This window comes from Neisseria sp. (assembly GCF_030523955.1).
GTDB lineage: Bacteria > Pseudomonadota > Gammaproteobacteria > Burkholderiales > Neisseriaceae > Neisseria.
On sequence record NZ_JAUNHL010000073.1, the window covers coordinates 1 to 12,112 of the forward strand.

Below are 12,112 nucleotides of genomic sequence, written 5' to 3' on the forward strand. Positions count from 1 at the left end.
TGGGAGATTTTATGACTGCATTGCTACGGAGTTCTTATTTTAATTGACTATACTTCTCAATTGCGCATAAGCTTCGCAGGATTCGTCATCACCCTCGTCGCAGGCCTGTTGATAAAGTTTGCGGGCGCGGTTCAGGTCTTTTTTGATACCGTAACCTTCTCGGTACATTTCGGCCAGATTATGTATAGCCGTCGTATCGCCTGCGTTAGCAGCAATTCTCAGCCAATGCAAGGCCTGTTGGAAATTTTTTTCCGTACCCTCGCCATTTAAATACATATAGCCAATGTATGATGCGGCTTCGGTACAGTTGCAGTTATCCTGCTGTTTGGTTTTCGCAATCTTCAAAAATAACGGGAACGCCTTCTTAGGATCATAGCCGGGATTATCTTGATTAAAATAAAGCTCGGCCAAGCGGAATTCACCTTGATGGTTACCAAGGTCAGCACTTTTTTGATACCACTTGGCGGCTTCATCCCAGTTTACCGGGATATTGTGTTGGCCGTTTTGGTAAACATCGCCCAAGGTGAGCATGGCCGGTTGGTAATTTTCATTCGCAGACTTTTTCAGAAATTCTATCCCTTTGGCGATATCTTGTTTGACACCGTCACCTTCTTTATAGAGCCAGCCGAGAAAGTAGTTGGCGAGCGGATCGTTGGGTTCCAGTTTGACGGCATGTTCGTAATATACCCGAGCTTTCACATAATCCGTCGACAGCGGGCCGCAGTCGTCGAACAGATAGCCGATTTGGCTGTAGGCCTTGTAATAGCCTTGTTTTGCGGATTTTTCATACCACTCCAGTGCTTTTTCAGGGTCTTCCTCCAATTCTCCCATTGCTCTTTCATAAGCAAGCCCCAAACGGTATTGCGCCACGCGGTCGCCTTGCTCTGCTTGCTTCTGGACGGTTGCGACTTGCTCAGGAGTGTATTCGTCCGGTTCGGGCGGGTCGATTGCCCAGGCAGAGGCATTGAGTGAGAGAAAGAATGAGGCTAATAAGGTGTACAGCAATTTTTTCATCATTTATCCGATTCTTTGATCATATTTATTTAAACAATATGTTAGTTATTGATAATTATCGTTAGATTCTAAGAAAATATCAGTGAAATTATCTGTTGGCTGGACGAAAGAATGATTTTGCCGATAATAGGTTGAGAAAGATAACGGGTGGATGCCTGTCTGAAAAGTTTCAGACAGGCATATTCTTTAAATCGTGTGGCTAATTATTTTTCAGACAGGCATCATCTTGCATTACAATGGCTACCGGATTATCACGCTATTTTTTCACCAGAAGGAACGCAGAGCGATGACTTGGAATGCGACTGACAGCGCCGGTTTGTACGGTATCCGCCATTGGGGCGACGGTTATTTTTCGGTTTCGGACGAGGGCCATGTGATGGTGAGGCCGAATCCGGAGAGCGGGGTGTCGGTCGATTTGTACGCACTCATCGGCGAGTTGACCGAACGCGGGCAGGATTTGCCGATGCTGTTTCGCTTTCCTGATATTTTGCAAGACAGGGTGTACCGCTTATGCAAAGCGTTTAACCGTTCTATCCGCAAGCTGGACTATCAGGGGCGCTATACCGCGATTTACCCGATTAAGGTCAACCAGCAGGAAAGCGTGGTTAAAAACATCATCATGCCGAAGAACGATGAGGTATCTATCGGTTTGGAAGCAGGCTCGAAGCCGGAATTGATGATTGTGCTGGCTTTCGCACCCAAAGGTGGCACCATTGTCTGCAACGGCTATAAAGACCGCGAGTTTATCCGTCTTGCCTTGATGGGGCAGCGGTTAGGTCACGACGTGTTTGTCGTGATCGAAAAAGAGGCGGAAGTCGATTATGTGATTGAAGAATCGGCCAAACTCGGTATCGCCGCCAACATCGGTTTGCGCGTGCGCTTATCATCTTTGGCGGCCGGCAAGTGGGCGGATACCGGTGGCGAAAAAGGCAAATTCGGCTTGTCGGCCGCCCAATTGATTTCCGCAGCGGAAAAGCTCAAAGCGGCCGGTTTGGGCGGACAAGTTAAGCTGATGCATTTTCATATGGGTTCGCAGATTGCCAATATCAGTGATTATCGCGCCAGCTTTAAAGAAGCGGTGCGCTATTTTGCCGAATTGCGCTCGTTGGATTTGCCGATTGAATATGTTGATGTCGGCGGTGGATTGGGCGTAGATTATGACGGTACGCATTCGCGCAATGCCAGCTCGATGAATTACGACATCGGCGAATATTCGCATGTGATTGTCTCCATGCTGAAAGAATATTGTGATGAACATCAGATGCCGCATCCTCATGTATTCAGCGAATCCGGCCGCGCGATGACCGCGCATCATGCGGTATTGGTGATGAACGTTACCGATGTCGAACGCCTACCGGAAGAGGCGCCTGAGATTGAAGGCGTTGGCGAATTGTCGTTTGCTACGCAAAAACTGGTGACTCTGCTGGAGAAGGGTATTGACGCCGAGATGATTACCGAAACGTATTACCGTATCGGCCATTACCTGGCGGAAGTACACGAAAACTATATGGATGGCCGGGTAAACCTAGCGGAAAAGGCGCTGGCCGAACAGCTGCATGCGGTTTTATGCCGCCGTCTGAAACAAGGCTTGCGCACCAGTCATCGTGCGCAGCGACAGGTATATGATGATTTGACTGATAAGCTGGCCGATAAATATTTCTGTAATTTCAGTGTGTTCCAAAGTCTGCCCGATACTTGGGCCATCGGCCAAGTGTTGCCGATTATGCCCATCCACCGCTTGAACGAGAAGCCTAACCGCCGTGCGGTGTTGCAAGATTTGACTTGCGATTCCGACGGCAAAGTCGGCCAATATGTCGATCAGCAGAGCATAGAGTCGAGCATGCCGATTCACGAGCTAAAACCGGGCGAGCCGTATGTGCTCGGCGTGTTTCTGGTAGGTGCTTATCAAGAAATCCTCGGTGATATGCATAATTTGTTTGGTGATACCGATTCGGTTAACGTGCATGTTGGAGATGACGGCAGCATCCGTTACAGCGGAATGGAAGAGCACGACAATATCGAGGATATGCTGCGCTATGTACATTTGCAGCCTCAGGAAGTGATTAATAAGTTTGAGGAAAAAACCCGTTGGGCTAAATTAAGCGCCACCGAACGCAATTTGTATACCGCCGAATTCTTCCGCGCCTTAAAGCAAAGCAGCTATTTGAGTTTGGACGAAGAATAATGCCTGTCTGAAAAGGATGTCATTACTTTTAAAGAGTTTTATTGTTTGATAAAAGCCACATATTTTCAGCCGTTTGCTGCGATAAAATCAGCTTCTTTGAAAAACAGGCTTGAATTGCAATGGGATTTTATGGTATAAATCGCGTTTTACTATTTTCATTACAGAAGTTTGGAGTCCAATCATGGCACGAGTTTGTAAAGTGACCGGTAAGCGCCCGATGAGCGGCAACAACGTGTCACACGCCAATAATAAAACCAAACGTCGTTTTTTGCCTAACTTGCAAACACGCCGTTTTTGGGTAGAAAGTGAAAACCGCTGGGTTCGTCTGCGCGTATCTAACGCTGCATTGCGCACCATCGACAAAGTAGGCATCGATGTAGTATTGGCCGACTTGCGCGCACGCGGCGAAGCTTAATTTTAATTACAGATTAAGGATACGGAACCATGCGCGATAAAATCAAACTGGAGTCTTCTGCCGGTACTGGTCATTTCTATACCACTACCAAAAACAAACGTACTATGCCTGGTAAACTGGAAATCAAAAAATTTGATCCGGTTGCCCGTAAACACGTTATTTATAAAGAAACCAAACTGAAATAAGATTGGTTTTGAATAATACTAAAGCCGCCAAAAGATTGGCGGTTTTTTTGCGGAAGAACGCATGGATCTTACGGGGGTACCATGAATCTTACCGCTTAAGTGGTGGCAAACTAGTTTTCTTTCTTTGATTTGCTTTATATGACGCTTGACTTTTGTTAAAAAAAGCAATAAAGAAACCACAATAGAACTAAAAGTAACTCTCAATGTCTGACAGACTATCAGACATTAGAGTTTGATAGAGAAGCCGGAGTGATCCGGTCGGATAAATAAATTTTATACCGCCACTGTGATTTTATTATAAATGACAGACTCTTTAGGGCGGTTTATTGGAGTTAGAGTTATGATGAATAATCAGATAAATTTTATTAATCTTAAGGGGTTGGATTTGATGTGGGACAATGCAAGGGTAGTTGCGATAATTCCGGAAACAAAAAATGAAGAAGAATTGGAGCAACCGTTAATATGGGATGTTATCGGAGCACACGGTATGCCGGATGATTTGGGTTTCGGCGGCTTTTTCCCAGCCAATGTGCACTGAATACACTAGATTTATACTAAATAGTATTATAGTGAAGATTATATGATTACAGGCTGATTTAGCGTGTAATAAATGAAGAGTGTTTAGATATTGACGAAGCAGTCGCCATCTTGTGGCGGCTGTTTTAATTTTTACGGTATCGATTAGCCGGCGCTTACACTATAATGACAGCTTTAAGAAACTAACTGACGGAATAATATGACCGAACAAGAATTGCAGGATCTGGAACGTATGGTTGCAGTGGCGGTGAATGCCTTGGAAGACATCAAAGGTAAAGATATTTTGGTATTGGATACCAGTGACAAAACCCCGCTGTTTGCCCGTATGATTATCGCCAGCGGCGACAGTACACGCCAAGTAAAGGCACTGGCCAATAATGTGGCGGTGGATTTGAAAGCGGCCGGTTTTGAGCTGCTCAGCAGCGAAGGTGAAAATTCGGGTGAGTGGGCGCTGGTTGATGCCGGGGACTTGGTGGTGCACGTGATGCTGCCGGCTGTGCGTGATTTTTATGATATCGAGGCGCTGTGGGGCGGAGAGAAACCGAGCTTTCATGCCGGTGCGTCCAAGCCGTGGCATGCGGCCGACAGCCAATAATTAGAAAATCTACATGAAGAATATCATCATGATGTTAGCGTCGGCAGTTGTGCTAACTGCTTGTGTCGCTCCAGCCGAGAAACCGGTAGAGCCTACTGTTCAAGCCGCCAACCCGGCATCGCAGTATTGCGTAGAGCAAGGTGGCCGTTTGGAAATTAAAAAGGACGAACAGGGCGGCGAATACGGGGTGTGCCATCTGCCGGACGGACAAGTGGTGGAAGAATGGGCTTTGTTTCGTAGTAAGCAATAAACGGTATGCAATGCCTGTCTGAAAGTATGTGATGAATATTACCGTATTGGCGGTCGGTACCAAAATGCCGCGCTGGGTGGATGAGGCGGTGGCTGAATACGCCAAACGCTTTGGGCGCGATGTGCATTATGTGCTGAAAGAAATCAAGCCGGAAAAGCGAGGCGCAGGTGTGAACGCTGCACAGGGGATGCTGGCGGAAGAGAAGCGGATTGTCGCAGAAATTCCGGAGCAATCCTATCTAGTGGTGCTTGACGAGCGGGGCAAAGCGCCTACTTCTGTCGAGTTGGCCGCTTACTTGAAACAATGGCAGCAAAATGGCGAACACGTATGTTTTGTAATCGGCGGCGCCGACGGAATGACTGAGGCCTTGAAACAAAAAGCCCGCATGATGATGCGCCTTTCCAGCTTGACGCTGCCGCACGGTATGGTGCGGGTTTTGTTGACCGAGCAACTTTACCGCGCCGTATCGATTCTGCACAATCACCCGTATCACCGCGAATAATCCGAAAAAAAGCGTAATGCGGTATTGACGCGTGTTGAAAATATCTTTATAGTTTCGGTCTTCATTCCCCGATAGCTCAGTCGGTAGAGCGACGGACTGTTAATCCGCAGGTCCCTGGTTCGAGCCCAGGTCGGGGAGCCAAATTAAAAAAACCTGAATCGTTTGCCGATTCAGGTTTTTGCTTTTGTGCTTGTATTTGAGTTATCTTTTTAAGAGCGGTATTAAAGCGTATGGGCTTGTCGTTTTCAGACAGGCATGTGACTAATTTTCGGCTAAATATAAGCATTTATAATAATACATTGCAATCGGTCAGGCGGTTAAAAGGAACAAAAGTGCGAATCTTATTGGTTGAAGACGATAACATGATTGCCGAAGCGGTGGCGGGCAGCCTGCGCGACGGTTCTTATGCGGTGGATTGGGTAAACAATGGGAAGACTGCGGAGTCGGCTTTACTTGGGCAGGCCTATGATTTGGTGCTGCTGGATTTGGGTCTGCCGGGGCAGGATGGCTTACAGGTATTGCAACATTTGCGCGATAAGCGTAATGAAACGCCTGTGTTAATTGTGACTGCACGCGATGATTTGGCCAGCCGTGTGGGTGGTTTGGACGGTGGGGCGGATGATTATCTGGTGAAGCCTTTTGACATGGCAGAGTTGCACGCCCGCATCCGTGCGGTATTGCGCCGTCATAGCGGACAGAGTGCGCCTAAACCGAGCAATGGGGTGATTACGCTGGATCCGAAGACTTATCAGGTGATTATCCGTGGCCAACAAGATCCGGTATATCTGAGCCATAAAGAATTTGCGGTGTTGCAGGTGTTGATTGCCAGGCCGGGGGTAATCCATTCGCGCAGTGATTTGGAAGATAAGGTGTACGGCTGGGGCGAGGAAGTGGAGAGCAATGCCATTGATTTTTTGATTCATGCTTTGCGCAAGAAGATAGGCAAAGAGCATATCAAAAATATACGGGGTGCCGGTTGGTTGGTTTCCCGTAATGATGAAGCCGTGTCGTGATTATGCTGAGATTTCTAACTCAATCGATACAGGTTAAGTTGAGTGCCGCCTTTACGGCGGTGACATTGGTGGCAGCGATGGTGGCCGGTGGTGTGGCGTTTTACGATACTTATCAAGAAACCCACAAGCTACAGGATGATTTGTTGCGCCAGACCGCCGCTCATATCAATCCGACGGTACAACCGCGCCAGCTCAAAGACAGCGATAATGATGCGCGGATTTTCGTACAGACGCCGGTAACGCCCCGCGATAAACATTATTTGAATTTGCCGGACGGCTCGGGTAACGGTTTTTACACGCTGGAGCATGACGGGGACCCTTACCGCGTTTATGTGGATAACACGCCGCAGGGAAGGGTGGTGGTGTTGCAGGAAAACGAATACCGTGAAGAGATGGCGGTGCGCGCCGCTTGGAGTAGCGCCTTGCCGTTGTTGGTGTTGGTGCCGGTTATGCTGTTGCTGACGGTTTGGATTATCCGTCGGACCATGCAGCCGGTACAAAGCCTGTCTGAAAGCGTGGAAGCGAGGCAGGATAACGATTTGGCTCAGTTGGATACGCAACACATACCCAGTGAAATCTCTGGTTTTGTGGCGGCCATCAATCGTCTGCTGGCGCGAACCGATGCGGCAATGCGGCAACAACAGCGCTTTATCGCCGATGCCGCCCACGAAATGCGTACGCCGATGACGGCTTTGTCGGTGCAGGCCGACCGCTTGGCCGAACAGGATCTGCCGGCCGATGCGCGCGAAAAATTATACAAACTGCAACAGGGTATCCATCGTAATAAGAGATTGTTGGAACAGATGTTGTCTCTGGCGCGCGTACAGGCGCCGGAAGCGTTTTGCCAACAAACGGAAATCAGTATGCAGGCTTTATTTCGCCGTGTGTTGGAGGAATTGTTGCCGTTGGCCGAACAGAAAAATCAGGACATCGGTATGGTTTCGGAACAGGACGTGCGGTTTGTTGCGGATGAAACGGCGGTTTATACCTTGGTGAAAACGTTGGCTGACAATGCGGTACGTTATACGCCGCCGGGAAGCCGGATTGATTTGGCCGCCGATGAAACGGCAGGTTATATCCGCATCCGTGTGGAAGATAACGGCACCGGTATTTCGGCGTTAGAACGCGCTCGGGTGTGCGAACCGTTTTACCGCATTCTCGGTACCGAACAGGAAGGCACCGGCTTGGGTTTGTCCATTGCTTCCGGTATTGCTGCCCGATACGGCGGGCGGCTTGAGTTGGCGGACAGCCCGAATTTTGAGCACGGACTGTTGGTTAGCGTGTGGTTGGCCAAACTGTTGCCAAAAGGTAAGCAATAGATGCCAATGCCTGTCTGAAATAATTTTCAGACAGGCATTTTGTTTTAGTGGTTTAAATTTAAGCCACTATAAAAAGGCGATACGGTGTTATCCTGCCTTGCCGGATTGGCCATGCCTGTCTGAGAATGATCCGGTTGATACAGTAAACGGATATATTCGCAACCATTGTGCATGAACGGGTTCCGTTGTGCCGCAATTCGGGTAATAATGATGTCCTGAAAATAACAGTTAATACGGGCGGAACAAACGATGAAGCACACAATCGGTGCTCGATGGCACAGGTTAACTTATAAGATTTCACACAAAATCCAGCAAACCCGACGCCTGTCGCGCAAGACGGTGGCGCTGGGTTTCTTATTGGCCGGCGCCACGCTGGTGGCGGTTGTTTCCCTGATATTTGCCCATTTGGCCGATTATGCGCTGGAATTGAATGCGCAGCTGGTGGCCCGCCATCCTTGGTTTGCTTGGGTGGCGCTTCCGTTCGGTTTTATGCTGATTGTTTGGCTGACGCGCCGTTATGCGCCTTATACCGTCGGCAGCGGCATACCGCAGGTGCTCGCTTCGTTATCTTTGCCTTACGGGCCGAATAAAAGCCGCTTGATTAATTTGCCGCAAACCTTGTTGAAAATACCGCTCACCTTTCTGGGCATGCTGATTGGAGCGTCCATCGGGCGCGAAGGGCCGTCGGTACAGGTAGGGGCGGCGGTGATGAGCGCGTGGGGCAAGTGGTGCAAGAAACGCGACTTGGCTTTCCGCGGTTTGCAGGAAAATGATTTGATTGCCGCCGGTGCGGCAGGCGGTTTGGCCGCAGCGTTTAACGCACCGCTGGCCGGGGTGGTGTTTGCGATTGAAGAATTGGGTCGCGGCGTCTTGCTGCGTTGGGAGCGGCAAATTTTTATCGGTATTCTGGCTGCCGGTTTCGTGTTGGTGGCGCTGGAAGGCAACAACCCGTATTTCCGCGGTTTTACCGGCGTGCCGTTGCCGGACATGACTCTGTGGGTGTTGGGATGTGCTGCGGTTTGCGGTGTGGCCGGCGGCTTGTTCGCACGGTTTTTATATAAAGGTGTCGGTTGGCTGTTGCCGGCGCAGGTTAAAAAATGGGCGGCCAAACATCCGATTTTATTGGCGGGCGCACTTGGCCTGCTGCTGGCGGCCTTGGGTACGCTTTATCAGGGACATCTTTACGGTACCGGTTATATGCAGGCATCATCGGCGCTGCTGGGTTCGACCGATTTCCAACCCGGTGTGGCGCTGGCCAAATGGGTGGCGACCGTTTTATCCTATTGGGCGGGTATTCCCGGCGGTATATTCACTCCCAGCCTGACCATAGGGGCGATGATCGGCCAGCAGATTGCCGTATGGGGCGGTACGGTCGATTATTCCGGTGTAATCGTGCTGGTGTGCATGACCGCGTTTTTGGCCGCGGCCACCCAATCGCCGTTAACCGCCAGCGTGGTGGTGATGGAGATGACGGGCAGTCAAAACTTATTATTCTGGTTGCTGGTCGGCTCGATTATTGCTTCGCAAGTTTCACGCCAGTTCAGCCCCAAACCGTTTTATCACGCCGCCGGCGCACGTTTCCGCCAGCGTATTCAGGAAGAATCACATTCAGACAGGCCTGCTGCGGCAGCCGAACCTAACCACACGACCAAGGAGCAAGCATAATGGCTGTAAATCTCAAGGAAAAAAATGCTGATGAATTGCTGAGCATAGACGGTATTCAGGTATTTGTCGGCCAGGCTGGCGTAAAAAAGACCAACCATGACGACTTGACTTTAATGGTACTCGCTCCGGGCAACAGCGTGGGCGCAGTGTTCACCCAAAACCGTTTCTGTGCCGCACCGGTACATATCTGCAAAGCACACTTGTTTGACGAAGACGGGGTTCGCGCGTTGGTGGTCAATACCGGTAATGCCAACGCCGGTACCGGTGTGCAAGGGCGTAACGACGCATTGTCTATCTGCCGGGCAGTTGCCGAGCAAATCGATTGCGCCGTCAGCCAAGTATTGCCGTTTTCCACCGGCGTGATTCTGGAGCCATTGCCGGCCGATAAAATCGTAGCCGCGCTGCCGGATGTGAAACCGGTAACCTGGGCCGATGCCGCACGCGCCATCATGACCACCGATACCGTGCCCAAAGCGGCCAGCCGAGAAGGCAAAGTCGGCAGCAACCATACCGTGCGCGCTACCGGTATCGCCAAAGGCGCCGGCATGATTCATCCGAATATGGCGACCATGCTTGGTTTTATCGCTTGCGATGCCAAAGTGTCGCAACCGATTTTGCAACTGCTCACGCAGGAAGTGGCCGATATGTCGTTCAACAGCATTACTGTCGACGGCGATACCAGCACCAATGACAGCTTCGTCATTATCGCCACTGGCCGCAACGGGCAGAGCGAAATCGACAATATCGCCGATCCGCGCTATCAACAATTGAGAGATTTGCTCGGCAGCCTCGCTTTGGAGTTGGCGCAGTCCATCGTGCGTGACGGCGAAGGTGCGACTAAATTCATCACCATTCAGGTAGACAACGCGGCCAGTCGTGAAGATGCCCGGAAAATCGCGTATGCCATCGCTCATTCGCCCTTGGTAAAAACCGCTTTTTACGCCAGCGATCCCAATCTCGGCCGTTTGTTAGCGGCCATCGGCTACTCGGGTGTTGATGTCAATACCGATACGTTGCGGATGTGGTTGGGGGACGTATTGGTGGCGGAAGAGGGCGGCCGCGCAGTAAGTTATACCGAAGAAGCCGGCCAGCGCGTGATGAACGAGGCTGAAATTACCGTACGCATTGATTTACGCAGTGGCCGCGACAGTGCCACCGTATATACCTGCGATTTATCGAAAGAATATGTGGCGATTAATGCCGATTACCGTTCGTAAACAAAAGATTATAGTTAAACGGCAGGCATGGTGATTAAATGCGTACCATGCCTGTCTGAAAAACATAAAAGGAGAATACAGAATGGCTAAGCCTTTGAGTACCGATAATACCGTTTGCATTGTAGTCGATATCCAAGAACGCCTCACTCCCGTGTTAAACGGCCATCAATTATTCATCGAAAAGTCCTGCCAAATGCTGCAAGGTTTGCAGGCGCTAGAAATTCCCGTGCTGGCTGCCGAGCAGTATCCCAAAGGTTTGGGGCATACCGTTGCCGCCATCAAAGAACAATTGGGCGATGCCCCTATCTTTGAGAAAACCAAATTTTCCGCCTGGCAGCCAGAGGCGGAAGCGTTTGTCCGCCAGCACGGCGCGCAAAACATTATCCTGATCGGTGTCGAGGTACATGTTTGCATGCTGCAAACTGCAGCCGATTTACGCGCCCAAGGTTTCGGTGTATATGTTCCGGTTGAATGCACCACTTCGCGTACCACAGAGAACAAAGAAAACGGGTTGGCGCAAATGCAAAACCTCGGTGCAGTGGTCAGCAACATTGAGAGCCTGCTGTTTATGCTGCTGAAAGACGCCAAACACCCCGCGTTCAAAACCATTTCCAAGCTGATCCAATAGGAGCCGGATGATGGCGGACTACACCATTGCGAAGGCGGAACAGACCGATTTGGCTGCCATTGTTGAAATATATAACAGTACCATTTCCAGCCGCCAGTCTACCGCCGATTTGCAGCCGGTCAGCGTGGCCGATCGCCAAGCCTGGTTTGACAGCCACGGCGGGAATCGTCCGATCTATAAACTGAGCAATCACGCGGGAGAACTCCTCGCTTGGGGCAGCTTCAGCGACTATTACCCGAGAGAAGCCTACCGCATTAGCGCCGAAATCAGTATTTACGTGCGGCACGATATGCGAGGCGTCGGCGTCGGCAAAATTCTGTTGCGCTACATGATCGAACAAGCACCCTCGCTGCATATCCGCAACATCATCGCCGTCATTTTCGGCCACAACCACGCCAGTATCAGATTGTTCGAATCATACGGTTTCGAGCGCTGGGGGCGCTTACCTGGTGTTTGCGATTTAGAAGGAGAACTCGCAGATATCGTTATATTGGGCAAGCCGGTAAAAGATTAATGAATGCTGATTACAAAATGCCTGTCTGAAAATTTTCAGGCAGGCATTTTAATTGTTTGGTTTGCGGTTTGTG

General features: G+C 50.0%; 14 protein-coding genes and 1 tRNA gene. 14 read left to right on the forward strand and 1 reads right to left on the reverse strand.

The genetic code is table 11. The features are described 5' to 3' along the window. Positions 1-39: 39 nt before the first annotated feature. Entirely contained in the window at positions 40-1,017 is a 978-nt protein-coding gene (locus Q4C79_RS11875; RefSeq protein WP_303091235.1) for an SEL1-like repeat protein, read from the reverse strand. 283 nt (positions 1,018-1,300) lie between these two features. Between Q4C79_RS11875 and speA the strand changes: the two genes are divergently transcribed. From speA to Q4C79_RS11945, 14 genes are all read left to right on the forward strand, one after another. Beyond that, entirely contained in the window at positions 1,301-3,199 is a 1,899-nt protein-coding gene (speA, locus tag Q4C79_RS11880; protein WP_303091236.1) for an arginine decarboxylase, read from the forward strand. A gap of 181 nt (positions 3,200-3,380) precedes the next feature. Then, on the forward strand, positions 3,381-3,614 hold the full coding sequence (gene rpmB / locus Q4C79_RS11885) for a 50S ribosomal protein L28 (protein WP_303091237.1): 234 nt from the start codon (positions 3,381-3,383) through the stop codon (positions 3,612-3,614). Positions 3,615-3,643: 29 nt separating this feature from the next. Next, positions 3,644-3,799 carry a 50S ribosomal protein L33 gene (rpmG, locus tag Q4C79_RS11890; RefSeq protein WP_003684373.1) on the forward strand — a complete coding sequence of 52 codons (156 nt, stop codon included), beginning with the start codon at positions 3,644-3,646 and terminating at the stop codon, positions 3,797-3,799. A 340-nt stretch (positions 3,800-4,139) separates the two neighbouring features. After that, complete coding sequence (locus tag Q4C79_RS11895) at positions 4,140-4,337, forward strand: hypothetical protein (RefSeq protein WP_303091238.1); 198 nt, start codon at positions 4,140-4,142, stop codon at positions 4,335-4,337. 198 nt (positions 4,338-4,535) lie between these two features. Further along, a complete protein-coding gene (gene rsfS / locus Q4C79_RS11900; RefSeq protein WP_303091239.1) occupies positions 4,536-4,931 on the forward strand; it encodes a ribosome silencing factor in 396 nt (131 codons plus the stop codon). A 13-nt stretch (positions 4,932-4,944) separates the two neighbouring features. After that, positions 4,945-5,181, forward strand: a complete 237-nt coding sequence (locus Q4C79_RS11905) for a DUF333 domain-containing protein (RefSeq protein WP_303091240.1) — start codon at positions 4,945-4,947, stop codon at positions 5,179-5,181. A 31-nt stretch (positions 5,182-5,212) separates the two neighbouring features. Then, complete coding sequence (rlmH, locus tag Q4C79_RS11910) at positions 5,213-5,683, forward strand: 23S rRNA (pseudouridine(1915)-N(3))-methyltransferase RlmH (protein WP_303091241.1); 471 nt, start codon at positions 5,213-5,215, stop codon at positions 5,681-5,683. A gap of 65 nt (positions 5,684-5,748) precedes the next feature. Then, positions 5,749-5,824, forward strand: a tRNA-Asn gene (locus tag Q4C79_RS11915). Positions 5,825-6,015: 191 nt separating this feature from the next. Then, positions 6,016-6,696, forward strand: coding sequence for a response regulator (locus Q4C79_RS11920; protein ID WP_303091242.1), 681 nt, complete (start codon positions 6,016-6,018; stop codon positions 6,694-6,696). Between the two features lie 2 nt (positions 6,697-6,698). Next, positions 6,699-8,015 (forward strand): ATP-binding protein, encoded by a 1,317-nt coding sequence (locus tag Q4C79_RS11925; protein WP_303091243.1) that lies wholly within the window; start codon positions 6,699-6,701, stop codon positions 8,013-8,015. Positions 8,016-8,264: 249 nt separating this feature from the next. Next, the gene (locus Q4C79_RS11930) at positions 8,265-9,680 is read left to right on the forward strand and encodes a chloride channel protein (RefSeq protein ID WP_303091244.1); all 1,416 of its coding nucleotides are present in this window, start codon (positions 8,265-8,267) and stop codon (positions 9,678-9,680) included. Further along, positions 9,680-10,897 (forward strand): bifunctional glutamate N-acetyltransferase/amino-acid acetyltransferase ArgJ, encoded by a 1,218-nt coding sequence (gene argJ, locus Q4C79_RS11935; RefSeq protein WP_303091245.1) that lies wholly within the window; start codon positions 9,680-9,682, stop codon positions 10,895-10,897. Before Q4C79_RS11930 ends, argJ begins: the two co-directional genes overlap by 1 nt. Before the next feature lie 94 nt (positions 10,898-10,991). Then, on the forward strand, positions 10,992-11,525 hold the full coding sequence (locus Q4C79_RS11940; protein ID WP_303091246.1) for an isochorismatase family protein: 534 nt from the start codon (positions 10,992-10,994) through the stop codon (positions 11,523-11,525). A gap of 10 nt (positions 11,526-11,535) precedes the next feature. Further along, positions 11,536-12,039: a GNAT family N-acetyltransferase gene (locus Q4C79_RS11945; RefSeq protein ID WP_303091247.1), complete on the forward strand. Its 504-nt coding sequence runs from the start codon at positions 11,536-11,538 to the stop codon at positions 12,037-12,039. The last annotated feature ends 73 nt before the right edge of the window (positions 12,040-12,112 follow it).